The organism is Paenibacillus sp. FSL E2-8871 (genome assembly GCF_038000345.1).
Lineage (GTDB): Bacteria > Bacillota > Bacilli > Paenibacillales > Paenibacillaceae > Paenibacillus_AQ.
This window is the reverse complement of record NZ_JBBOBV010000001.1, coordinates 3,937,123-3,959,352: the sequence shown is the minus strand read 5'-3', so window position 1 is coordinate 3,959,352 and position 22,230 is coordinate 3,937,123. Positions and strand designations below refer to the sequence as shown.

General features: G+C 46.2%; 22 protein-coding genes, 14 tRNA genes and 4 rRNA genes. 38 read left to right on the top strand and 2 right to left on the bottom strand.

The window, feature by feature from the left end:
* Positions 1 to 77 precede the first annotated feature (77 nt).
* From NYE25_RS18090 to NYE25_RS18015, 16 genes are all read left to right on the top strand, one after another.
* Positions 78 to 722, top strand: coding sequence for an adenylate kinase (locus NYE25_RS18090; protein ID WP_042192162.1), 645 nt, complete (start codon positions 78 to 80; stop codon positions 720 to 722).
* Positions 723 to 726: 4 nt separating this feature from the next.
* A complete protein-coding gene (map, locus tag NYE25_RS18085) occupies positions 727 to 1,479 on the top strand; it encodes a type I methionyl aminopeptidase (RefSeq protein WP_076286848.1) in 753 nt (250 codons plus the stop codon).
* Between the two features lie 11 nt (positions 1,480 to 1,490).
* Positions 1,491 to 1,799: a KOW domain-containing RNA-binding protein gene (locus tag NYE25_RS18080; protein WP_076300964.1), complete on the top strand. Its 309-nt coding sequence runs from the start codon at positions 1,491 to 1,493 to the stop codon at positions 1,797 to 1,799.
* Between the two features lie 2 nt (positions 1,800 to 1,801).
* The gene (gene infA, locus NYE25_RS18075; protein ID WP_036652996.1) at positions 1,802 to 2,017 is read left to right on the top strand and encodes a translation initiation factor IF-1; all 216 of its coding nucleotides are present in this window, start codon (positions 1,802 to 1,804) and stop codon (positions 2,015 to 2,017) included.
* Between the two features lie 53 nt (positions 2,018 to 2,070).
* Positions 2,071 to 2,184 carry a 50S ribosomal protein L36 gene (gene rpmJ, locus NYE25_RS18070; protein WP_003322638.1) on the top strand — a complete coding sequence of 38 codons (114 nt, stop codon included), beginning with the start codon at positions 2,071 to 2,073 and terminating at the stop codon, positions 2,182 to 2,184.
* A gap of 19 nt (positions 2,185 to 2,203) precedes the next feature.
* Entirely contained in the window at positions 2,204 to 2,572 is a 369-nt protein-coding gene (gene rpsM, locus NYE25_RS18065) for a 30S ribosomal protein S13 (RefSeq protein WP_036680583.1), read from the top strand.
* 19 nt (positions 2,573 to 2,591) lie between these two features.
* Positions 2,592 to 2,987, top strand: coding sequence for a 30S ribosomal protein S11 (gene rpsK, locus NYE25_RS18060; protein WP_019908251.1), 396 nt, complete (start codon positions 2,592 to 2,594; stop codon positions 2,985 to 2,987).
* A gap of 130 nt (positions 2,988 to 3,117) precedes the next feature.
* Positions 3,118 to 4,062, top strand: a complete 945-nt coding sequence (locus tag NYE25_RS18055) for a DNA-directed RNA polymerase subunit alpha (RefSeq protein WP_036680585.1) — start codon at positions 3,118 to 3,120, stop codon at positions 4,060 to 4,062.
* A 33-nt stretch (positions 4,063 to 4,095) separates the two neighbouring features.
* Complete coding sequence (gene rplQ, locus NYE25_RS18050) at positions 4,096 to 4,461, top strand: 50S ribosomal protein L17 (protein ID WP_019908254.1); 366 nt, start codon at positions 4,096 to 4,098, stop codon at positions 4,459 to 4,461.
* Between the two features lie 300 nt (positions 4,462 to 4,761).
* A complete protein-coding gene (truA, locus tag NYE25_RS18045) occupies positions 4,762 to 5,556 on the top strand; it encodes a tRNA pseudouridine(38-40) synthase TruA (protein WP_341146517.1) in 795 nt (264 codons plus the stop codon).
* A 217-nt stretch (positions 5,557 to 5,773) separates the two neighbouring features.
* A complete protein-coding gene (gene rplM / locus NYE25_RS18040) occupies positions 5,774 to 6,211 on the top strand; it encodes a 50S ribosomal protein L13 (RefSeq protein ID WP_036680589.1) in 438 nt (145 codons plus the stop codon).
* A gap of 20 nt (positions 6,212 to 6,231) precedes the next feature.
* Positions 6,232 to 6,624, top strand: a complete 393-nt coding sequence (gene rpsI / locus NYE25_RS18035) for a 30S ribosomal protein S9 (protein WP_025706574.1) — start codon at positions 6,232 to 6,234, stop codon at positions 6,622 to 6,624.
* Positions 6,625 to 6,859: 235 nt separating this feature from the next.
* A complete protein-coding gene (locus NYE25_RS18030; protein WP_341059385.1) occupies positions 6,860 to 7,552 on the top strand; it encodes a phosphoadenylyl-sulfate reductase in 693 nt (230 codons plus the stop codon).
* Between the two features lie 37 nt (positions 7,553 to 7,589).
* On the top strand, positions 7,590 to 8,759 hold the full coding sequence (gene sat / locus NYE25_RS18025; protein ID WP_341146516.1) for a sulfate adenylyltransferase: 1,170 nt from the start codon (positions 7,590 to 7,592) through the stop codon (positions 8,757 to 8,759).
* 78 nt (positions 8,760 to 8,837) lie between these two features.
* Positions 8,838 to 9,578, top strand: coding sequence for an N-acetylmuramoyl-L-alanine amidase CwlD (gene cwlD, locus NYE25_RS18020; RefSeq protein WP_042192151.1), 741 nt, complete (start codon positions 8,838 to 8,840; stop codon positions 9,576 to 9,578).
* 90 nt (positions 9,579 to 9,668) lie between these two features.
* Positions 9,669 to 10,769 (top strand): Mrp/NBP35 family ATP-binding protein, encoded by a 1,101-nt coding sequence (locus tag NYE25_RS18015; protein WP_341051523.1) that lies wholly within the window; start codon positions 9,669 to 9,671, stop codon positions 10,767 to 10,769.
* A 57-nt stretch (positions 10,770 to 10,826) separates the two neighbouring features.
* On the opposite strand, the gene gerD is transcribed toward NYE25_RS18015, so the two are convergent.
* On the bottom strand, positions 10,827 to 11,498 hold the full coding sequence (gerD, locus tag NYE25_RS18010; RefSeq protein WP_042192146.1) for a spore germination lipoprotein GerD: 672 nt from the start codon (positions 11,496 to 11,498) through the stop codon (positions 10,827 to 10,829).
* Between the two features lie 129 nt (positions 11,499 to 11,627).
* Between gerD and NYE25_RS18005 the strand changes: the two genes are divergently transcribed.
* Positions 11,628 to 12,218, top strand: coding sequence for a KinB-signaling pathway activation protein (locus NYE25_RS18005; protein WP_042132517.1), 591 nt, complete (start codon positions 11,628 to 11,630; stop codon positions 12,216 to 12,218).
* Positions 12,219 to 12,497: 279 nt separating this feature from the next.
* Positions 12,498 to 13,319, top strand: coding sequence for a PPK2 family polyphosphate kinase (locus tag NYE25_RS18000; protein WP_042192144.1), 822 nt, complete (start codon positions 12,498 to 12,500; stop codon positions 13,317 to 13,319).
* Between the two features lie 50 nt (positions 13,320 to 13,369).
* Here the strand turns inward: NYE25_RS18000 and pdaB are convergent, their stop codons facing one another.
* Complete coding sequence (pdaB, locus tag NYE25_RS17995) at positions 13,370 to 14,173, bottom strand: polysaccharide deacetylase family sporulation protein PdaB (RefSeq protein ID WP_042192142.1); 804 nt, start codon at positions 14,171 to 14,173, stop codon at positions 13,370 to 13,372.
* A 108-nt stretch (positions 14,174 to 14,281) separates the two neighbouring features.
* Here pdaB and NYE25_RS17990 point away from each other — a divergent pair, with 108 nt between their 5' ends.
* The 20 genes from NYE25_RS17990 (at position 14,282) to NYE25_RS17895 (ending at position 22,138) form a co-directional block, all read left to right on the top strand.
* Positions 14,282 to 14,893: a stage II sporulation protein M gene (locus NYE25_RS17990; RefSeq protein WP_076286840.1), complete on the top strand. Its 612-nt coding sequence runs from the start codon at positions 14,282 to 14,284 to the stop codon at positions 14,891 to 14,893.
* Between the two features lie 252 nt (positions 14,894 to 15,145).
* A complete protein-coding gene (locus tag NYE25_RS17985; protein WP_036680631.1) occupies positions 15,146 to 15,376 on the top strand; it encodes a hypothetical protein in 231 nt (76 codons plus the stop codon).
* A 358-nt stretch (positions 15,377 to 15,734) separates the two neighbouring features.
* Positions 15,735 to 17,292 (top strand): 16S ribosomal RNA (locus NYE25_RS17980).
* Between the two features lie 124 nt (positions 17,293 to 17,416).
* A 5S ribosomal RNA gene (gene rrf, locus NYE25_RS17975) occupies positions 17,417 to 17,533 on the top strand.
* A 45-nt stretch (positions 17,534 to 17,578) separates the two neighbouring features.
* Positions 17,579 to 17,655, top strand: a tRNA-Ile gene (locus tag NYE25_RS17970).
* A 20-nt stretch (positions 17,656 to 17,675) separates the two neighbouring features.
* A tRNA-Ala gene (locus NYE25_RS17965) sits at positions 17,676 to 17,751 on the top strand.
* Between the two features lie 170 nt (positions 17,752 to 17,921).
* Positions 17,922 to 20,849 (top strand): 23S ribosomal RNA (locus NYE25_RS17960).
* A gap of 73 nt (positions 20,850 to 20,922) precedes the next feature.
* Positions 20,923 to 21,039: ribosomal RNA gene (gene rrf / locus NYE25_RS17955) — 5S ribosomal RNA — on the top strand.
* The 16S, 23S and 5S rRNA genes sit together here with 14 tRNA genes alongside, the layout of an rRNA operon.
* Before the next feature lie 6 nt (positions 21,040 to 21,045).
* Positions 21,046 to 21,121: transfer RNA gene (locus NYE25_RS17950), tRNA-Asn, on the top strand.
* A gap of 1 nt (position 21,122) precedes the next feature.
* Positions 21,123 to 21,198: transfer RNA gene (locus NYE25_RS17945), tRNA-Thr, on the top strand.
* A gap of 11 nt (positions 21,199 to 21,209) precedes the next feature.
* A tRNA-Glu gene (locus NYE25_RS17940) sits at positions 21,210 to 21,284 on the top strand.
* 40 nt (positions 21,285 to 21,324) lie between these two features.
* A tRNA-Val gene (locus NYE25_RS17935) sits at positions 21,325 to 21,400 on the top strand.
* Between the two features lie 43 nt (positions 21,401 to 21,443).
* Positions 21,444 to 21,518: transfer RNA gene (locus NYE25_RS17930), tRNA-Gln, on the top strand.
* A gap of 5 nt (positions 21,519 to 21,523) precedes the next feature.
* Positions 21,524 to 21,596, top strand: a tRNA-Lys gene (locus NYE25_RS17925).
* 15 nt (positions 21,597 to 21,611) lie between these two features.
* Positions 21,612 to 21,695: transfer RNA gene (locus tag NYE25_RS17920), tRNA-Leu, on the top strand.
* A 6-nt stretch (positions 21,696 to 21,701) separates the two neighbouring features.
* Positions 21,702 to 21,776 (top strand) — tRNA-Gly (locus tag NYE25_RS17915).
* Positions 21,777 to 21,784: 8 nt separating this feature from the next.
* A tRNA-Arg gene (locus NYE25_RS17910) sits at positions 21,785 to 21,861 on the top strand.
* Between the two features lie 30 nt (positions 21,862 to 21,891).
* Positions 21,892 to 21,965 (top strand) — tRNA-Pro (locus NYE25_RS17905).
* 11 nt (positions 21,966 to 21,976) lie between these two features.
* Positions 21,977 to 22,050, top strand: a tRNA-Gly gene (locus NYE25_RS17900).
* A gap of 14 nt (positions 22,051 to 22,064) precedes the next feature.
* A tRNA-Pro gene (locus NYE25_RS17895) sits at positions 22,065 to 22,138 on the top strand.
* The last annotated feature ends 92 nt before the right edge of the window (positions 22,139 to 22,230 follow it).

Genomic DNA, 22,230 nt, shown 5'->3' with positions numbered 1-22,230 from the left:
CGTAATTTTTTATTCTTCCCGGCACCTATTGTGCTGTTTCTTGCTTGGTGGCGAACTTTTGGGGGGAGAGAGAAATCGTGAACATTTTATTCATGGGCCCTCCTGGGGCAGGCAAGGGAACACAAGCGGCTGAGATCATAAAAGAGTTTGGCATTCCGCATATTTCGACAGGAGATGCTTTCCGTTTGGCAATCAAACAAGAGACTCCAGTAGGATTGAAGGCTAAATCATTTATTGATCAAGGTTTGCTTGTACCAGATGATGTGACCATTGGTATAGTTGAAGAACGGCTGCAGCAGTCCGATTGCGAAAAAGGATTTCTATTGGATGGTTTTCCAAGAACTCTTTCGCAAGCGGAAGCGCTGGATGAAATTCTAAGCCGTTTGAATACTTCTTTGAATCATGTCATCAACTTGAATGTTGACCGTGGACTGTTGATGGCGCGTCTTACTGGACGTCGTATCTGCACAGTTTGCGGAGCATCCTACCATTTAATCTTCAACCCGCCGAAGCAAGATGGCATTTGCGACATTGATGGCGGTGAATTGTATCAACGTCCGGATGACAACGAAGAAAGTGTAGGCAAGCGTCTGGATGAGTATGATAATAAGACAGCGCCGCTGCTTGCGTTTTATGATAATAAAGGTCTTTTGCGTCAGGTAAATGGGGAAAACGAAATCAATGTCGTTTCTTCTGAAATCGTATCTTTATTGCGGGGTTAATGTAATGATCATTTGTAAATCCGAACAGGAACTTGCCTTTATGAGGGAAGCTGGTCGAATTGTTGCCGAGTGTCACCGTCTTATTGCTGAGGCCATTGAGCCTGGCATTACAACGGGCGATCTCGACAGAATCGCCGATCAATACATTCGCAGTCAAGGTGCTGTGCCGTCTTTCAAAGGCTACAACGGTTTTCCTGCCAGCATTTGCGCTTCAGTCAACGAACAATTAGTGCATGGATTTCCAGGTAAACGCAAACTGATCGAAGGCGATATTGTAACGCTGGATATCGGTGCAGAGTACCGCGGTTATCACGGTGATTCCGCCTGGACCTACGGTGTGGGCAGCATTTCCGAAGAGGCTCAGCGTTTGCTGGACGTTACGGAAGGCTCCTTGTACGCGGGACTGGCGTTAGTTAAGCCGGATGTGCGCTTGTTTACAATCTCCCATGCTATCCAGCAATACATCGAAGAGGCTGGTTTCTCAGTCGTACGTGAGTATGTTGGTCATGGTATTGGGGCAAAACTGCATGAAGAACCGCAAATTCCGAATTATGGCATAGCGGACCGCGGACCACGTCTGAAACCGGGTATGGTACTCGCGATTGAGCCGATGGTAAACGTAGGAAAGAGACATGTCAGAACGCTGGAAGATAACTGGACTGTCGTTACGGTGGATGGCTCCCTATGTGCTCACTTTGAGCATACAGTAGCAGTTACTCCGGACGGCATGGAAATTTTCACAAAACTGAATGCGTAGGTGATCTCCACTTGAATACTGTGAGCAGCCCGCAGGTTGGTCAATTAGTGAGAATTCTCAAAGGCAAAGATGCCGGAGAGGCAGCCGTTGTTATCGCAGTTGTTGATAGCAGATTTGTATACATTGCAGATGGAGACAAACGTAAGTTTGATGGGCCAAAGAAGAAGAATATTCTTCATCTTGAGCTCATACCCTTCATCAGCAGTGAGGTTGTGAACAGTTTGGAAGAAACTGGGCGGGTAACAAACGGAAAGCTGCGTTTCGCAGTGACGAAGTATGCTGGCCCAACCGGAATAAGTGCTTATGAGAAAGGAGACTAACTGTGGCTAAGGAAGATGTCATTGAAGTAGAAGGTACTGTCCTTGAACCGTTGCCAAATGCAACGTTTAAGGTTGAGCTTGAGAACGGTCATCAAATACTTGCCCATGTATCCGGTAAATTGCGGATGCACTTTATCCGTATTTTGACCGGAGACAAAGTGGTCGTGCAGTTATCGCCTTATGATTTATCAAAAGGTCGTATAACTTACCGTAAATAGATGGGAACTACGAAAAAAGTTTTGCTTCGCAAAACTTTGAGGAGGTAATTAACATGAAGGTAAGACCTTCTGTAAAGCCCATTTGCGAGAAATGTAAAGTAATCCGCCGCAAAGGGACTGTTATGGTGATTTGCGAAAATCCGAAACACAAACAAAAACAAGGTTAAGAAGGGGGTGTAGCGTAAAATGGCTCGTATAGCTGGAGTGGATTTGCCACGTGACAAACGCGTTGAGATCGCCTTGACTTATATTTTCGGAATCGGTAAAACGACTTCTCAGAAAATTCTTAATGAAACAGGCATTAGCGCTAATACACGTGTCCGTGATTTGACGGAAGATGAAGTCAGCAAACTGCGTGAAACGATCGACAAAACGGTTAAGGTTGAAGGTGACCTGCGTCGTGAAATTTCCTTGAATATTAAACGTCTTACTGAGATCGGCTGTTACCGCGGTGTTCGTCACCGTCGTGGATTGCCTGTTCGCGGTCAACGTACTAAAACCAATGCCCGTACCCGGAAAGGCCCGCGTCGTACGGTAGCAAACAAGAAGAAATAATAAGGGGGGATAAGAGACAATGGCTAAACCGAAAAAAGTCGTACGTACTAAACGTCGCGACCGTAAAAATATCGAATCCGGCGTGGCACATATTCGTTCCACGTTCAATAACACCATCGTTACCATCACAGATCCTCACGGAAATGCAATTTCCTGGGCAAGCTCCGGCGGCCAAGGATTTAAAGGTTCCCGTAAGTCGACTCCATTCGCAGCACAAATGGCAGCTGAATCAGCAGCTAAAGCAGCTATGGAGCACGGCATGAAGTCGGTTGAGGTTATGGTTAAAGGACCGGGCGCGGGCCGCGAAGCAGCCATCCGTTCCCTTCAAGCTGCAGGGCTTGAAGTTAACCTTATTAAAGACGTAACTCCGGTTCCTCACAATGGATGCCGTCCGCCGAAACGTCGTCGCGTATAGTGAAATCAGTATTGTAAATGTGGTATAATTCTGACGCATCTGCTAATAATAGGTGTTTAGGCATACTACATGATGCACCTGATGGGGTGACAGTTTCATATAGGAGCGACGTTGAAGGAGGGGTAAACTCGTGATAGAAATCGAAAAGCCGAAGATTGAGACCGTAGAAGCTAATGATGAAGGTACCTATGGGAAATTCGTAGTTGAACCGTTGGAACGTGGGTATGGCACGACTCTGGGGAATTCACTTCGCCGGATATTGCTTTCTTCGCTTCCAGGAGCCGCAGTGACTTCGGTCCAAATTGACGGCGTTCTGCATGAGTTCTCGACCGTTCCAGGCGTAATGGAAGATGTGACGGAGATCATTCTGAACCTTAAAGCCTTGTCCCTGAAGATTCATTCAGACGAGGAAAAAGTGTTTGAGATTGATGCCGAAGGGGAAGGCATCGTTACCGCAGGTGATATCCGTGCGGACAGCGATGTTGAGATCCTCAACCCGGATCTTCACATTGCAACGCTGGGACCTGGTGCGAGACTTCACATGCGTATTTTTGCAGGCCGTGGTCGCGGCTACGTCCAAGCGGACCGGAACAAACGCGACGATCAGCCAATTGGCGTTATCCCGGTTGACTCCATCTACACTCCTATTTCACGCGTTAACTACGGCATAGACAATACACGTGTTGGTCAAGTGACCAACTACGACAAATTGACGCTTGAAATTTGGACAGATGGCAGTATTAGACCGGAAGAGGCTGTAAGCCTCGGAGCCAAAATTTTGAACGAGCACCTCGTATTGTTCGTAGGTCTTACGGACGAAGCGAAAGACGCCGAAATTATGGTTGAAAAAGAAGAAGACAAAAAAGAAAAAGTGCTAGAGATGACAATCGAAGAGCTTGATCTTTCTGTCCGCTCCTACAACTGCCTCAAACGTGCTGGTATTAATACCGTACAAGAGCTTACCACGAAGACTGAAGAAGATATGATGAAGGTGCGTAACCTTGGTCGTAAATCTTTGGAAGAAGTTCAGGAGAAGCTTGAGGAACTTGGTTTGGGACTCCGTACAGAAGAATAGCTACAGATTGCTACAGTAAAGGAGGGAAAACACATGGCATACCAAAAATTGGGCCGTGATTCCAGTGCGCGTAAAGCGTTATTTCGCGACATGGTAACGGATCTATTTTTATACGAGCGCATCCAAACAACGGAAGCTAAAGCGAAAGAAGTTCGTTCTATCGCTGAAAAGTTGATCACTAAAGCTAAAAAAGGCGATCTTCATGCTCGTCGTCAAGTAGCTGCATTTGTTCGCCGCGAGACAGTTGATGGTGAACAAGATGCAATTCAAAAATTGTTCTCTGACATTGCTCCTCGTTACACAGAGCGTCCAGGTGGATACACTCGTATCCTGAAACTCGGACCTCGTCGTGGGGACGCTGCGCCTATGGTTTATCTTGAATTGGTAGACCGCGCGTAGTATCACAAGTATTGATTTCCGATGCTTCCCTTTCATCCGGCCCTCTTTAGAGTAAAGATGGGGGAAATATCAGCGTTATTGTGCTGCAGAGGCGCAAGACTCTGCTGTACTAATAACCGTGGGAATCACCTTGGTTCAATTGAAGGAGCTCCCGCAGGGGCTCTTTTTTTTGAAATAATGGAGTGAAGTGTTAATGGATGCCGTCCTTCTAGGGACGGCAAAGCCATTTCTTCCTCTTGAATAAGATCAGACAGTGCTTCGATCGACGTTTCTGCTGAACGGTTTAAAAAGGAGAACGGAATGCGTAATCTATTGATGAAGGTCAATTATGACGGAACAAATTATGATGGCTTTCAGACCCAGCCTCAGGGCAATACGATTCAAGATCGGCTGGAGCAAGCGATACTCCATCTGACAGGTGAGGAGCTTAAGATTACTGCTTCTGGTCGCACAGATGCCGGAGTACACGCCTACGGTCAGCCTTTTAACTTTACGACCTCCTCTCGAATCCCACTTGAACGTTGGTGTCTGGCGCTTAATGCCCGGCTGCCACAAGATATCGTGGTTACTGAGGCTAGGGAAGTACCGCTGACGTTTCACTCTCGTAGAGGAGCTAAGCGTAAAACTTACCGATACACGATTAACGGCAACAGGTTTCCAGACCCGTTTCAACGGCGCTGGCAGCTTCATCATCCGGTGAGGTTGGACATTCCTGCGATGCAGCAAGGCTTAACGCATATTTTAGGGACACATGACTTCACTTCGTTTGCTTCACGGAAGTCTACTAAGGCCTCTCATGTACGAACGATATTTGAAGCTCATATGGAAGTAGACCGCAGCATGTGCCGACCCTCTTCATTAGATCAGGGAGTGATCCAAACTTATATAACGGGTAGTGGATTTCTTCAGCATATGGTTCGCATTATTATGGGGACTTTGATCCATGTGGGGGAAGGTAAAATAGATGCTGATCATGTTGCTGAGATATTGGCGGCATGTGATCGTTCTGCTGCTGGTCCAACAGCTATGGCCAAGGGGTTGGCTTTGTGGAGTGTAGAATATGACGAGACTGAAAGTGAATCTTTTTTTCTATAAATTTCTTCCTAAATAATAGGCTGAATGTTTAAAAATCACTTGCACTTGTTATGTTTATACTGTAATATAAAAGTTGTGTTTTCTTGATGGCTATCCCACAGCCCCGATCAAGGAAATGCCAAAAAAATGCTTTGCTTAACTCACATAATTGTAATTCAATGAGAAACAAGATATACGAAACAGAAGATTTTCGTACGAGAACAAGGAGGAAACATTCATGCGTACCACCTATATGGCGAAGCCGAACGAAGTTGAACGCAATTGGCACATTATTGATGCCGAAGGCAAGACACTCGGTCGTTTGGCCAGCGAAGCCGCTGCTTTGATCCGTGGCAAACACAAACCGCAATTCACTCCACACGTTGATACAGGAGATTTCGTTATCGTAATCAACGCTGAGAAGATTCACTTGACCGGTAAGAAATTGCAAAACAAGAAATACTACCGTCACTCGATGCACCCAGGTGGCTTGAAAGTTACTAATGCTGAAACTTTGCTGAATACTAAACCAGAACGCGTAATTGAATTCGCTGTTCATGGTATGATTCCTAAGACTCGTCAAGGGGACCACATGAAGCTGAGATTGAAAGTATATGCAGGCGCCGAGCATCCACATGCAGCACAAAAACCTGAAGTTTACGAACTTCGCGGATAAGAATAGAGGAGGACAGTTTCATGGCACAAGTACAATACTATGGGACAGGTCGTCGTAAACATTCGGTAGCACGTGTTCGCCTTGTACCGGGTGAAGGACGCATTGTCATTAACAAACGTGAGATGGACGAATATTTCGGTGTGGAAACACTGAAAATGATCGTAAAACAACCTTTGAACCTGACTGAAACACTAGGCAACTACGATGTAATCGTTCTTGCACATGGTGGCGGCATTTCCGGTCAAGCTGGAGCAATTCGTCACGGTATCTCCCGTGCATTGCTTAAAGTTGACCCTGAATATCGCGGTGCGCTTAAGAAAGCCGGCTTCCTGACTCGTGACCCACGTATGAAGGAACGTAAGAAATACGGCTTGAAGGCTGCACGTCGTGCGCCTCAGTTCTCGAAACGTTAATATTTATCAAGAATTCAACCCTTGGCCTTTACGGTCGAGGGTTTTATTTTTTTTAGCAGCCCCTTTCGAACAAGAAATGGGCTTTTTTTGCATTCCTTTACTAATTCTGAGGGTTGAAACTCATTGACTTCCTCAGTAAAAGTTATATACTATTTCATATAGAAATAGTTGGTTTTATTACTTCTTTTACCTCATTTATTCATACGATTAATATTTTGGATGGAGGAATACCTTAATGAACCTGCTCGAGAAAGAAGAATTGATCAGAATAAAGGCCGAAGAATTAGAGAGTGCTTCACCCGAGGATATTATCCGCTGGGCTGTAGAAACATTTCCTAACATTACTTTTGCCTGCAGCTTTGGTGCCGAAGATGTAGTGCTTGTTGATATGCTTCACAAAGTTAGTCCATCTACTGATGTCTTTTATCTCGATACAGATTATCATTTTAAGGAAACCTACGAAACCAGAGATTTGATGGCAGACAAATACGGATTAGAGTTTGTACGAGTGTCTCCGCAACTCACCACGCAGGAGCAAGCACTTCAATACGGTGATGCGCTATGGACGGTTGACCCAAATCAATGCTGTGGTATTCGTAAAGTTGAACCATTGACTCGTATATTATCTCAATATGAGGCATGGATTACTGGAATTCGTCGCGATCAAGCGCCTACCCGTGCAAATGCTAAAAAGGTCGAGTATGATTATAAATTTGGTTTAGTGAAGTTTAATCCTATTGCGGATTGGACGTCAGAAGATGTATGGAACTATATTCGTGAAAATGACGTAATCTATAACCCTCTACATGACCGTAACTATCCAAGTATTGGATGTGAGCAATGTACACGTCAGGTTATGCCAGGTGAAGATCCGCGTGCTGGCCGTTGGTCTGGATCAGAGAAGACAGAGTGCGGATTGCACAAGTAAGACATATTCCTGTGGGAACATAGAAGGAGAGACTAAGATGACTTCAATACGTCCGCATGGCGGAGCTTTGGTTAACCGTGTAGTAGAGGGTACTGAAAGAGAAGAATTGCTAAATCTCGCGCGTGATAGCAAGGCAATTGCCTTAAATACCTGGACTTTATCCGATTTGGATCTTATAGCTGTAGGAGCATTTTCGCCACTGACAGGCTTTTTAAATGAGCAAGACTATCATTCAGTAGTAAAAAACATGCGATTAGCAGATGGCACAGTATGGAGCATTCCAATAACACTGGCTGTAGAAGATGATGTGGCTGCCAGTTTATCAATTGGGGATAAAGTTTCTTTAATCGGTGAAGACGATGGCGAGATTTACGGTTTATTGGATGTTGAGAGTATTTATACTGTAGATCAAACGATTGAAGCACAAAATGTCTTCAAGACAACAGATCCTGAACATCCTGGTGTGAGTAAGCTGTTGGCTCGTCCTGCAACTTATGTTGGAGGGCCGATTACAGTCTTGAACCGCCCACAGCCAGAGAAGTTCGGTGAATTTTATTTTGATCCTGCGGATACGCGGAAGATATTTGCTGAAAAGGGCTGGAGAACGGTTGTAGGCTTCCAAACACGCAATCCGGTCCACCGAGCTCACGAGTACATTCAAAAGTGCGCTATGGAGGTTGTAGACGCTCTATTCCTAAATCCACTTGTTGGTGAGACGAAGTCAGATGATGTACCGGCAAATGTACGGATGAAGAGCTATCTGGCGCTTTTGGAGAACTATTATCCTGAGGATCGTACCTTCCTTGGTGTTTTTCCGGCGGCAATGCGTTATGCAGGCCCTAGAGAAGCAATTTTCCATGCAATGGTTCGCAAAAATTACGGCTGTACCCATTTCATCGTCGGTCGTGACCATGCTGGGGTAGGTGATTATTATGGCACTTATGAAGCACAGGAAATTTTCTCGAATTTTAGTGCTGAAGAACTTGATATTACTCCATTATTTTTTGAACATAGCTTCTTCTGTAAAAAATGCGGGAATATGGCATCCAGTAAAACTTGCCCTCATCCTAGCGACGATCACATGACATTGTCGGGTACGAAGGTACGTGCTTTGCTCCGTGATGGCCAATGTCCTCCGACAGAATTTACACGGCCTGAGGTTGCGCAGATTCTGATTGAAGGTATGACTCAAGAAGTTACAGCTTAATCATTAACAGCTAGTACTATTTGACCTTCTTGTCCCATATAGATGAGTATTATCTATCGGGACGAGGGGGTCTTTGTTATGTCTGGCCGAAAGCAGAGTAAAGTCTCGGTCTGGATTTCATGGAGCAGTATCAAAAAAAGTATGCTTGGCGTGATGCTGCTAGCTATAATGATTGGAATTATCGCGTATGACATGCCTACCGCTAAAACACTAAATTATTGGAGTCTGCCCTTGTCAGGAAAAGTTATTGCTCTCGATGCGGGGCATGGTGGAGCTGATGGAGGAGCGGTTAGCCGGGAAGGGCTAATTGAGAAAGATATTAATCTCGCGGTATCGCTTTATTTGCGTGATTATCTGCAGCAGGCAGGGGCTATTGTAGTAATGACTCGTGAAGGTGATTATGATTTGGCTCAGGAAGGTACTAAGGGCTATTCTAAGCGTAAGACAGAAGATCTTAAACAAAGAGTACGAAGTATCGAAGAAAAAGGCGCAGACCTTTTTATAAGCGTTCACATGAACAGTGTCCCTTCCAATCGTTGGAGTGGAGCACAGACCTTTTACTACCCCAATCACAAGGATAATAAAGCTATAGCGGAGTTTGTGCAGAGTGAGCTGAAGACTACGCTGGAGAATACGGATCGTGTGGCTAAGACAGTGAATACTGTTTATCTGTTAAAAGCATTGAAAATACCAGCGGTACTTGTAGAAGTTGGCTTCTTATCACATCCTCAGGAATCTGCTCTACTTGGAAATGATGTCTATCAGCGTAAGGTTGCGACTAGCATTTATCGGGGGATTCTTCGGTACGCCTCCGAGTAGTCAGGACTACTCATGGGGAGACAGGTAATGCTATAATAGACAAAAACTCCGGAGAATTTCTCAACCGGAAAGGAAACAGAGGTGCTTCCCATGCTGACTAAGGAACAAATTCAGGAAATACTGCAGCCATTAACAGACTCTGAAACTGGAAAAAGCCTTGTGGAACTACAGCTGATTCGTGACATTATGATTAAAGAAGACCGTATTTCTTTATCTATCGTATGTTTGAATCCTGAAGAGCAAAGTCGCATGGATCTAGAACAACGGGTTCGTGAATTGCTTGAAGCGGGTGGGGCTTCTAATGTACATATCCGGCTTCGTGATGCAACCGATTATGAACGTGCTATACTTCGCGGTGAGAGCACTGAGGAAGTTGATGAGCCTGGGAAACTTAAGGGACATGCTGCAGGCCTTGATGGCCATGAATTAATTAGCGAGAGCTCTGGTGTGAACTTTATCGCCGTGGCTAGCGGCAAAGGTGGAGTTGGTAAATCAACTGTAACGGTCAATTTGGCCGTAGCCCTTGCAAGAAAAGGTAAGAAGGTTGGTCTTGTGGATGCGGACATTTATGGTTTTAGCATTCCTGATATGATGGGGATTGAAGAGGGGCCGGTTGTGGAAGAAGGAACGATTATTCCTGTGGAACGTTTCGGAGTGAAGGTCATGTCTATGGGCTTCTTTATCCGTGAGAATAGTCCAGTTATTTGGCGGGGACCTATGCTAGGTAAAATGCTTCGCCAGTTCTTCAATGATGTTGGTTGGGGTGAACTTGATTATATGCTGCTTGATCTTCCCCCAGGTACTGGTGATGTGGCACTTGACGTGCATCAGATGCTGCCTCACAGCAAAGAGATTATAGTTACGACACCTCACGCTACCGCAGCGTTTGTGGCGGCTAGAGCGGGCTCTATGGCTCTACAGACAGATCATGAGATTATTGGAGTCATTGAGAATATGGCTTATTATGAGTGCACTGACTGTGGTAAGAAAGATTATATCTTTGGCAGAGGCGGAGGAGCGAGGCTTGCCGAGACGCTTCATACGGAGCTGCTTGCACAAATACCGCTAGGTGCACCGGACAACCATATTTCCGAACCGGATTTCTCACCTTCTGTATACAAAGAAGAGACACCATCAGGACAATTATTTGCAGAAATTGCTGATAAACTTATTGCCAAATATGAGCACTAACTCTTGTGCATAAAAAAGAGGCCTTCCCACACGTATTAGTGGGATAAGGCCTTTTTTTTAAGAACTTGAATCATCGCCGCTGCCGCCGCCACTGCTTTCCTGTTTGTCGCCACCTTCGCTACCCTTTTCTTTTTTCTCTTTTGGTTCAAGTTCTTCTTGTACGACTTTTTTAAGTAAATTCAATACTTCCATGCGAAATAATGGAGTTTGCATGGATTCCTGCATGGTCTTCATGGATTGTTTACGGTAATCAGGTGTTTTAGTGAGATTTAAAAACATTGTCATCATTTCTGGAGACTTCATAATTTCTTCGACTGATTTCTGATAAGTGGGATCTTTAATTAGCTGTAGGTGTAGTTCCTTGCTTTGTGATTGAATGGCTTTAGCAAAATCGCCTGCGAATTTGGGATCAGTCATTATCTTCTCGATTTCCTTCTGATATTCCGGTGCAGTGAGAGTATTTTTAACAGCGAGCTTGATCTCCTCTGTTGTTTGAAGTGGCATCATCTTCATGCTCATTCCACTGGTACCGCTAGAGCTGGAGCTTGATAATGATTCCTCAACCGCTTTTTTACCCTCATCGCTTTTCAATATATCTAAAACCATGGTCTTCGTTTCTTTATAACTGCCTTGTCCGGAAGAAGAACTGCTCTGCTCACTTCCGCAAGCCGTTAAGGCCATAACAAAGCTCAATGCCAAACCCACAGATCCGATAAATCTCCATTTCATTGTCGCTGCCCTCCTTTATAGGATTCTCTAGATGTATTATGCCGAATTAGATCACATTTATGTTGTGGGTGTAATGGTGTTTTGTCGGTATCCTTGGTAAAATAAATCTGACAAGAGGAGGTGAATTGGCTGAGTATAAAAAAATGGTTTCATTTATTTTGGACTACCCTCCTTATAGGAGCGGGTGGGGCTGTAATCGCTGGTCTGGCACTGCAATTCGTAAATGGTAAGATTGATTTCAAAAGTGTCGGGGATTTCTTTTTATACCCGCTGATTCTGCTTGGCTACGGTATGCTTGTAAGCGTTTATTCGCAACTTGGTTTTTTTGCCTATTTGATTTTGAATTATATGGGCAACGGCGTTTTTCCACAAAAGGTTTGGAAATACATACAACTAGTGCTTTCTGTGCTCGCATTGCTTGAACTGATTTTTTTGCGTACCGTCGTTGGTGGAGAAAGAAATGTTATGTCTGATCTAATATTAGGAATCGTTATTTTGCTAGCAGCTATTATTGTGTCTTATTTCAAAGTAAAAAGTACAAACATCTCAGCTTTGATTCCAACCCTCTTTTTTATGACAGCTATTTCAATTGTGGAAGTTATTGGCGTGCTCCGTATAGGTGTTGATAGTGCAACAGTATTTATTGTTGTTCCGCTTATCGCTTGTAATGCATTCCAAATTTTGATGCTACACCGTATTCTGAAGCCGGCAGCCGGATAATGAATGGGGAAGGCGCTAAACAAAGAACCCCGTGCTCTGATCTCAGAAGACGGGGTTTTTTGCTCTAACTGTATCTTAACGATTAAAATCTGATTGTAGAGGTTAATCTTAAAGAACGATACGCTCACAAAACTTAGTAGATGCTTCCGAAGTGAGTTTTGTACGAAGTAACACAAGTGTAGTAACGCTCACAAAACTAAGCGTATGCTTTCGAAGTAAGTTTTGTACGAAGCGTCCCGATGATGCATATGCTTTACAAAACTTTCAGGAGGGGAATATATGGACATCAAGCGCTATATGATAAAAGACACAAAAGAAATCCGGCTTAACAAGCTGGATCCGGACGACACAGGTGTTTTTAAATCCAAAAAAGAAGTAGAAGCCAAAACAGAAGAGCTTAAAGCACGTTTGGCAGAGCTCCAAGATATTTTGTTTGCTCAGAAAAAGCATTCGCTGCTTGTTATTCTGCAAGGAATGGATTCCAGCGGTAAGGATGGCACGGTTAAGCATATTTTTTCAGGCATTAATCCACAAGGGTTTATAGTGACCAGCTTCAAGAAACCATCTCTAGAGGAAGAGGCTCATGATTTTCTATGGAGGGTTCATCAGAAGACACCCCCTAAGGGATATATCTCTGCATTTAACCGCTCGCATTATGAAGATGTATTGGTACCACGGGTACACGGAGGGTTAAAAAAGGATGACTTGAAGCGTCGCTTTCGTTACATACGGCAGTTCGAGGAAATGCTGGTGGAAGAGGGGACGACAATTATCAAGCTTTTTCTGCATATTTCTAAAGAGAAGCAGCTGAAGAAGATTAAGGAACGGCTTGAAGATCCCAAAAAACATTGGAAATTCGATGCAAGTGATCTCCAGGAGCGGGAGTATTGGGATGATTACCAAGAAGCGTATGAAGATGTTTTCAAGGAATCTAGCATAGATAAAGCACCCTGGTACTGGATACCCGCCAATCATCAATGGTACCGCAACTATTTGACCTTATCCATCGTTGTAAAGACACTGGAGAGTCTGGATCTGAGCTATCCGAAGCTGAATACCCCCACACCTGACATATCGGAACTCATTTCTCCACGTCATTAATCCTTTGGACAGATCAACATCCATTACGGCACCAGAGATTGAATGTGTTTTTACAGCCCAGCTGCGTCCTCAATGGCATTACTCAGTGAAGCTGAGTCGCGTACTTCTTTACCTTCGGTGTTGCTTTGACTAATCAGCTCAGAGACGGTAACGAATTCATAACCTTGTCTGCGGAGCTCGTCGATAATGAGTGGAAGTGCTTCATGTGTTTGTTTACAGGAATCACTGGCATGTAGAAGGACGATATCACCTGGATGCGCTTTTGTCGTTACACGCTTCACGATATTGTCTACGCCGATGTTCTTCCAGTCCAGGGAGTCTGTATCCCATTGAATGACCTTGTAGCCGAGATCGCTGGCAACCTGAAGGACTCTTTTGTCAAAATCACCATTAGGCATACGAATCAAATTAGGTTCAGTGCCGGTTAATTCGGTAAGTACGGTGTGAGCCGTTGAGATCTGTGTACGAATTTCTTCGTTGCTTAGTGTGCTGTAATTGACGTGTTTATGACCATGACTTCCAATTTCAAAACCTGCATTCTTAATGTTAGTTACAATGTCTGGGTGAGTCTTACTCCATGGAGACGATAGGAAGAAGGTGGCTTTGTCCACTTTCTTGTCTTCAAGTACCTTCAAAATTGGTTCGGGTCTTTTCTCCCCCCAGCTAATATCGAAGGTCAGGGCAATCAGCTTCTTCTCTGTTGGTACACTGTAGATCGCGGAAGGTCCGGATTCAGAAAAAACGGTTATGTTTCCCCTCTCGACATAGACAACTCCAGCAGCAAGAAGCACAGCGGCGAAGATATAGATGAATCGTTTAATCTTTTTGCCGCTGAATACATAAAAAGAATTCATAATGACAGCGCTCCTCTCCCATGCGAAATGCTTGTTTGTTCTAAATGTATGCTCGTACCGCAAGGTTATGACCTAAGAAACAGAGATCACAATTTCAGGAGGGTATTTATGTTGTCGTTCTTCACGTTTATTAAAGATCTAAAAACGATCCGGAAGGCTTTATTGCTATCCTGTCTGCTGTTCGCAGTAGGAGCGGTTATAGGGTGGGTAGCTACAAGCAGTCTGGAAAAGCTATTGGTTCAGCAATTAGAGGGGCTCAGTGAAATCAGTGGCAACCTTAGAGATTCTTCTAATCCGCAATGGAGCTTCTTTGTATTTATATTTTTGAATAACAGCATCAAGGGTGTTCTTATCATATTTTTAGGGGCGCTGTTCGGTATACTGCCAGCCATATTCTTATTTATTAACGGAGCGGTTATCGGCTATCTGATTCATTTATCAGCACTGCAAGGACAGGATTTATTCGAACTAATAGTAAAAGGACTGCTGCCACATGGGATTATAGAGATTCCAGCAATCATTATTGCTTGTGCATTTGGACTTCAGTTCGGCGGGAAAGTAGTTGCAAGTCTGTTTAGCTCATCCACTAAAAAAGTGAACAGAGGTGTTGATTGGTCTTCGTTCATGCGTCAAACACTTACGGCATCTATTTGGACAATAATCCTGTTATTTGTTGCAGCCATCATTGAAAGTACAATAACTTTTTCTCTTTTATCATAAAACTTCCGAGAATGGAGCATAACAGTAAAGCTATTCATCCAAGGATTGCCTAAAGGTCAGAAGTATATAATCGTGACGAAACCATAAAGGGAATTTTTAATAATTATGGTTATAAAAAGAGTACTCCGGTTAATCTAGTGTAAGAGGATCTTAAGGCAGCTTTCTCCATGAGATGGACTAACTAATTATGTACAAGGGGTTTTTGGTTTTAGTGAATGTGTTACTTGCAACTTCATGAAGGAGGCCAAGCATATGTTGGGAATGTTGTTCAACGAAAAAGAATGCAAGGAACTGGATTATGTTTTGCGGAAAGAACTTGATGAGATGCTGTTAGATTTGAGCGATCAGCGCTTGGACCAAAATATCAGGCATGCCATCGCCAATAGATATAAGACTGTATTTCGTATGTATGCTCGTTTTGCTCCTCAGAAAGAGCTTTCCAAGTATGCGTGGGGTGGACGTTCTTCTCAGTATAAACACTAAGGATAAGCGGTAAATGCAAGAGTCTTATATGAATTTAAGATTTTTTAATAAAATAGCTTGACTAAAAAGGAGTGCTCGTGATAAATTATATCTCGCGCTCCTTTTGCTTGTGTAAAAGGGAAGCGGAAGGCAAGAAAAGTTGAAAAAAACTTTTTCAAAAAAAAGACTTGCCAAACAACGAAACACTATGATATATTATAAAGGTCGCCGCTGACAAACAACGACGACGAAATGAGAGACATTGATCTTTGAAAACTGAACAACGAGTGAGTGGGAAATCACGAAAGTGAAATCCAAAATTAGAGAATTAATTTTCTCGTCAGATGTTTCAAAATGAGCATATCGCTCTTTTCAATACTAATTGGAGAGTTTGATCCTGGCTCAGGACGAACGCTGGCGGCGTGCCTAATACATGCAAGTCGAGCGGAGTTATTTTGAAAGCTTGCTTTCAAAATAACTTAGCGGCGGACGGGTGAGTAACACGTAGGCAACCTGCCCCTTAGACTGGGATAACTACCGGAAACGGTAGCTAATACCGGATAATTTCTTTTTTCTCCTGAAGAAAGAATGAAAGACGGAGCAATCTGTCACTGAGGGATGGGCCTGCGGCGCATTAGCTAGTTGGTGGGGTAACGGCCCACCAAGGCGACGATGCGTAGCCGACCTGAGAGGGTGAACGGCCACACTGGGACTGAGACACGGCCCAGACTCCTACGGGAGGCAGCAGTAGGGAATCTTCCGCAATGGACGAAAGTCTGACGGAGCAACGCCGCGTGAGTGATGAAGGTTTTCGGATCGTAAAGCTCTGTTGCCAGGGAAGAACGTCCGGTAGAGTAACTGCTATCGGAGTGACGGTACCTGAGAAGAAAGCCCCGGCTAACTACGTGCCAGCAGCCGCGGTAATACGTAGGGGGCAAGCGTTGTCCGGAATTATTGGGCGTAAAGCGCGCGCAGGCGGTCATTTAAGTCTGGTGTTTAAACCTTGGGCTCAACCTGAGGTCGCACTGGAAACTGGGTGACTTGAGTACAGAAGAGGAAAGTGGAATTCCACGTGTAGCGGTGAAATGCGTAGATATGTGGAGGAACACCAGTGGCGAAGGCGACTTTCTGGGCTGTAACTGACGCTGAGGCGCGAAAGCGTGGGGAGCAAACAGGATTAGATACCCTGGTAGTCCACGCCGTAAACGATGAGTGCTAGGTGTTAGGGGTTTCGATACCCTTGGTGCCGAAGTTAACACAGTAAGCACTCCGCCTGGGGAGTACGGTCGCAAGACTGAAACTCAAAGGAATTGACGGGGACCCGCACAAGCAGTGGAGTATGTGGTTTAATTCGAAGCAACGCGAAGAACCTTACCAGGTCTTGACATCCCTCTGAATCCACTAGAGATAGTGGCGGCCTTCGGGACAGAGGAGACAGGTGGTGCATGGTTGTCGTCAGCTCGTGTCGTGAGATGTTGGGTTAAGTCCCGCAACGAGCGCAACCCTTAACTTTAGTTGCCAGCAAGTAATGTTGGGCACTCTAGAGTGACTGCCGGTGACAAACCGGAGGAAGGTGGGGATGACGTCAAATCATCATGCCCCTTATGACCTGGGCTACACACGTACTACAATGGCCGGTACAACGGGAAGCGAAGCCGCGAGGTGAAGCCAATCCCATCAAAGCCGGTCTCAGTTCGGATTGCAGGCTGCAACTCGCCTGCATGAAGTCGGAATTGCTAGTAATCGCGGATCAGCATGCCGCGGTGAATACGTTCCCGGGTCTTGTACACACCGCCCGTCACACCACGAGAGTTTACAACACCCGAAGTCGGTGGGGTAACCCGCAAGGGAGCCAGCCGCCGAAGGTGGGGTAGATGATTGGGGTGAAGTCGTAACAAGGTAGCCGTATCGGAAGGTGCGGCTGGATCACCTCCTTTCTATGGAGAATCGTCTTCTGCAATGAAGACATTCAAATCGGAAGTTAAGCTTCCACAATAGAACCTTCGGGTTCGAACACTCACTCGTGTTCAGTTTTGAAAGAGTAAGTCTCTTTCATATACGTTTGGTGGCGATAGCGGAGGGGTTCCACACGTACCCATCCCGAACACGACCGTTAAGCCCTCCAGCGCCGATGGTACTTGGACCGAAGGGTCCTGGGAGAGTAGGACGCCGCCAAGCGGACAACCATTCTTTGGTTGATTCACAATGTTATATATGTTATATGGGCTTTTAGCTCAGTTGGTTAGAGCGCACCTCTGATAAGGGTGAGGTCGGTGGTTCGAGTCCACCAAGGCCCACCATATAACTTTATATCTTTCATGGGGCCATAGCTCAGCTGGGAGAGCGCCTGCCTTGCAAGCAGGAGGTCAGCGGTTCGATCCCGCTTGGCTCCACCATAATTTTTAATTCAATACATTCTTTAAACATTGATCCTTGAAAACTGGATACCGAAACGAATTTGCGTTTTAGAACATCTTTTAGCAACTTGTGCAAACAAGTAAATGTTATTAGTGAGATGATTCCAAAGAGAATGTCATTATATGATATTTTTCTGCGGAAAAATCAAGGTTAAGCTAATAAGAGCACACGGAGGATGCCTAGGCGCCAGGAGCCGACGAAGGACGTGGCGAACAACGAAACTGCCTCGGGGAGCTGTAAGCAAGCTTTGATCCGGGGGTGTCCGAATGGGGAAACCCAGCTGTGGTAATTCGCAGTTACTCATCTCTGAACACATAGGAGATGTAGAGGCAGACCAGGGGAACTGAAACATCTAAGTACCCTGAGGAAGAGAAAACAATAGTGATTCCGTCAGTAGCGGCGAGCGAACGCGGAACAGCCTAAACCTAAGAGCTTGCTCTTAGGGGTTGTGGGACGTCTCACATGGAGTTACAAAGGAATATGGTAGGCGAAGAGGTCTGGAAAGGCCCGCGATAGAGGTAAAAGCCCTGTAACCTAAACTGTGTTCTCTCCGAGACGGATCCCGAGTAGTGCGGGGCACGTGAAACCCCGTATGAATCCAGCAGGACCATCTGCTAAGGCTAAATACTACCTGGCGACCGATAGTGAAACAGTACCGTGAGGGAAAGGTGAAAAGCACCCCGGAAGGGGAGTGAAATAGAACCTGAAACCGTGTGCTTACAAAAAGTCAGAGCCCTATTAATGGGTGATGGCGTGCCTTTTGTAGAATGAACCGGCGAGTTACGTTTAACATGCAAGGTTAAGTCGAGAAGACGGAGCCGCAGCGAAAGCGAGTCTGAATAGGGCGAATGAGTATGTGGACGTAGACCCGAAACCGTGTGATCTACCCCTGTCCAGGGTGAAGGTGCGGTAACACGCACTGGAGGCCCGAACCCACGCATGTTGAAAAATGCGGGGATGAGGTGGGGGTAGCGGAGAAATTCCAATCGAACTCGGAGATAGCTGGTTCTCCCCGAAATAGCTTTAGGGCTAGCCTCGGTATAAGAGTAGTGGAGGTAGAGCACTGATTGGGTGCGGGGTCCGCAAGGATTACCAAGCTCAGTCAAACTCCGAATGCCATATACTTATTGCCGGGAGTCAGACAGTGAGTGCTAAGATCCATTGTCAAAAGGGAAACAGCCCAGACCATCAGCTAAGGTCCCCAAGTGTGTGTTAAGTGGGAAAGGATGTGGAGTTGCACAGACAACCAGGATGTTGGCTTAGAAGCAGCCACCATTGAAAGAGTGCGTAATAGCTCACTGGTCGAGTGACTCTGCGCCGAAAATGTAACGGGGCTAAACACACCACCGAAGCTATGGCTAGATACTATGTATCTGGGGTAGGGGAGCGTTGTATGTGGGTTGAAGGTGTACCGTAAGGAGCGCTGGACAGCATACAAGTGAGAATGCCGGTATGAGTAACGAAAAGATCAGTGAGAATCTGATCCGCCGAAAGCCCAAGGTTTCCTGAGGAAGGCTCGTCCGCTCAGGGTAAGTCGGGACCTAAGGCGAGGCCGAAAGGCGTAGTCGAAGGACAACAGTTTGAAATTACTGTACCACCGTAATCCGCTATGAGCGATGGGGTGACGCAGGAGGGTAGTGACGCGGACTGATGGATATGTCCGTCTAAGCAGTGAGGCTGATGTGTAGGCAAATCCGCACATCGTTAAGGCTGGGCTGTGATGGGGAGCGAAAATTACAGTAGCGAAGGTCATGATCTCACACTGCCAAGAAAAGCCTCTAGCCAGGAGAAGGTGCCCGTACCGCAAACCGACACAGGTAGGCGAGAAGAGAATTCTAAGGCGCGCGGAAGAACTCTCGTTAAGGAACTCGGCAAAATGACCCCGTAACTTCGGGAGAAGGGGTGCCCCGGTAGTGTGAATAGCACGAGGGGGCCGCAGTGAAAAGGCCCAAGCGACTGTTTAGCAAAAACACAGGTCTGTGCGAAGCCGCAAGGCGAAGTATACGGGCTGACGCCTGCCCGGTGCTGGAAGGTTAAGGGGAGTGGTTAGGGGTAACCCGAAGCTATGAACCGAAGCCCCAGTAAACGGCGGCCGTAACTATAACGGTCCTAAGGTAGCGAAATTCCTTGTCAGGTAAATTCTGACCCGCACGAATGGCGTAACGACTTGGGCGCTGTCTCAACGAGAGATCCGGTGAAATTTTAATACCTGTGAAGATGCAGGTTACCCGCGACAAGACGGAAAGACCCCATGGAGCTTTACTGCAGCTTGATATTGAATTTGGGTACGATCTGTACAGGATAGGTGGGAGCCGTAGAAATCGGAGCGCAAGCTTCGGTGGAGGCGCCGTTGGGATACCACCCTGATCGTATCTAGGTTCTAACCTAGTACCCTAATCGGGTACGGGGACCGTGTCAGGCGGGCAGTTTGACTGGGGCGGTCGCCTCCTAAAGAGTAACGGAGGCGTTCCAAGGTTCCCTCAGAATGGTTGGAAATCATTCGAAGAGTGCAAAGGCATAAGGGAGCTTGACTGCGAGACCTACAAGTCGAGCAGGGACGAAAGTCGGACTTAGTGATCCGGTGGTACCGCATGGAAGGGCCATCGCTCAACGGATAAAAGCTACCCTGGGGATAACAGGCTTATCTCCCCCAAGAGTCCACATCGACGGGGAGGTTTGGCACCTCGATGTCGGCTCATCGCATCCTGGGGCTGAAGTAGGTCCCAAGGGTTGGGCTGTTCGCCCATTAAAGCGGTACGCGAGCTGGGTTCAGAACGTCGTGAGACAGTTCGGTCCCTATCTGTCGTGGGCGCAGGAAATTTGAGAGGAGCTGTCCTTAGTACGAGAGGACCGGGATGGACGTACCGCTGGTGCACCAGTTGTTTCGCCAGAAGCATGGCTGGGTAGCTACGTACGGACGGGATAAGCGCTGAAAGCATCTAAGCGTGAAGCCCCCCTCAAGATGAGATTTCCCAATTAGTAAGACCCCTTGAAGACGACGAGGTAGATAGGTTGGAGGTGGAAGTGCAGTAATGCATGGAGCTGACCAATACTAATCGGTCGAGGGCTTATCCTATACTTAAAACGCAAATTCAATTCGGATTCAGTTTTCAGGCATCAAGCCTGAGCATTTACGATGTAAATGCCCGTTTGGTGGCGATAGCGGAGGGGTTCCACGCGTACCCATCCCGAACACGACCGTTAAGCCCTCCAGCGCCGATGGTACTTGGACCGAAGGGTCCTGGGAGAGTAGGACGTTGCCAAGCGGATATTCCCTGATAGCTCAGTTGGTAGAGCACTCGACTGTTAATCGAGTTGTCACAGGTTCGAGTCCTGTTCGGGGAGCCATGCTCTCATAGCTCAGCAGGTAGAGTGCTTCCATGGTAAGGAAGAGGTCACCGGTTCGAATCCGGTTGAGAGCTCCACAGATTTGCAAGGCCCGTTGGTCAAGGGGTTAAGACACCTCCCTTTCACGGAGGTAACATGGGTTCGAATCCCATACGGGTCACCAACTTTTACTTGTACTTACCCTTAGAGGGTCCCATAGATATGGAGGCTTAGCTCAGCTGGGAGAGCATCTGCCTTACAAGCAGAGGGTCGGGGGTTCGATCCCCTCAGCCTCCACCATAATCTTCCTGAGAGATTGTGGGCAACATAGAGGTACCATCAATGGGGATTAGCCAAGTGGTAAGGCAACGGACTTTGACTCCGTCACTCATAGGTTCGAATCCTATATCCCCAGCCAAGTGCGAGCCATTAGCTCAGTTGGTAGAGCACCTGACTTTTAATCAGGGTGTCGAAGGTTCGAGTCCTTCATGGCTCACTTTTATTATTACATGCGCGTGTGGCGGAATGGCAGACGCACCAGACTTAGGATCTGGCGTTTCACGACGTGGGGGTTCAAGTCCCTTCACGCGCACCACTTATTGCGGACGTGGCTCAGCGGTAGAGCATCGCCTTGCCAAGGCGAGGGTCGCGGGTTCGATTCCCGTCGTCCGCTCCATAATTTTTGCGCCCTTAGCTCAGCTGGATAGAGCGTTTGACTACGAATCAAAAGGCCGGGAGTTCGAATCTCTCAGGGCGCGCCATTTTTTTATTAAGCAATTATAATATTTTAACGGGATGTAGCTCAGCTTGGTAGAGCACCTGGTTTGGGACCAGGGGGTCGCATGTTCAAATCGTGTCATCCCGATTTTCACCTTTGCGGGTGTAGTTCAATGGTAGAACTTCAGCCTTCCAAGCTGATAGCGTGGGTTCGATTCCCATCACCCGCTCCATAATTTTATAGTAACGGGATGTAGCTCAGCTTGGTAGAGCACCTGGTTTGGGACCAGGGGGTCGCATGTTCAAATCGTGTCATCCCGATACTCAGCTTAATTGCTCTTAGAAAGCTCTTACTTCGGTAAGAGCTTTTTTTGTTATGTATAGAATTAAAACACACATAAATTCATATAACA

Coding starts and splice junctions, on each gene's coding strand:
- map (WP_076286848.1), top strand. CDS start 727: ATGATCATTTGTAAATCCGAACAGGAACTTGCCTTTATGAGGGAAGCT.
- rpmJ (WP_003322638.1), top strand. CDS start 2,071: ATGAAGGTAAGACCTTCTGTAAAGCCCATTTGCGAGAAATGTAAAGTA.
- rpsM (WP_036680583.1), top strand. CDS start 2,204: ATGGCTCGTATAGCTGGAGTGGATTTGCCACGTGACAAACGCGTTGAG.
- rpsK (WP_019908251.1), top strand. CDS start 2,592: ATGGCTAAACCGAAAAAAGTCGTACGTACTAAACGTCGCGACCGTAAA.
- rplQ (WP_019908254.1), top strand. CDS start 4,096: ATGGCATACCAAAAATTGGGCCGTGATTCCAGTGCGCGTAAAGCGTTA.
- truA (WP_341146517.1), top strand. CDS start 4,762: ATGCGTAATCTATTGATGAAGGTCAATTATGACGGAACAAATTATGAT.
- rplM (WP_036680589.1), top strand. CDS start 5,774: ATGCGTACCACCTATATGGCGAAGCCGAACGAAGTTGAACGCAATTGG.
- rpsI (WP_025706574.1), top strand. CDS start 6,232: ATGGCACAAGTACAATACTATGGGACAGGTCGTCGTAAACATTCGGTA.
- NYE25_RS18030 (WP_341059385.1), top strand. CDS start 6,860: ATGAACCTGCTCGAGAAAGAAGAATTGATCAGAATAAAGGCCGAAGAA.
- sat (WP_341146516.1), top strand. CDS start 7,590: ATGACTTCAATACGTCCGCATGGCGGAGCTTTGGTTAACCGTGTAGTA.
- cwlD (WP_042192151.1), top strand. CDS start 8,838: ATGTCTGGCCGAAAGCAGAGTAAAGTCTCGGTCTGGATTTCATGGAGC.
- NYE25_RS18015 (WP_341051523.1), top strand. CDS start 9,669: ATGCTGACTAAGGAACAAATTCAGGAAATACTGCAGCCATTAACAGAC.
- gerD (WP_042192146.1), bottom strand. CDS start 11,498: ATGAAATGGAGATTTATCGGATCTGTGGGTTTGGCATTGAGCTTTGTT.
- NYE25_RS18000 (WP_042192144.1), top strand. CDS start 12,498: ATGGACATCAAGCGCTATATGATAAAAGACACAAAAGAAATCCGGCTT.
- pdaB (WP_042192142.1), bottom strand. CDS start 14,173: ATGAATTCTTTTTATGTATTCAGCGGCAAAAAGATTAAACGATTCATC.
- NYE25_RS17990 (WP_076286840.1), top strand. CDS start 14,282: ATGTTGTCGTTCTTCACGTTTATTAAAGATCTAAAAACGATCCGGAAG.
- NYE25_RS17985 (WP_036680631.1), top strand. CDS start 15,146: ATGTTGGGAATGTTGTTCAACGAAAAAGAATGCAAGGAACTGGATTAT.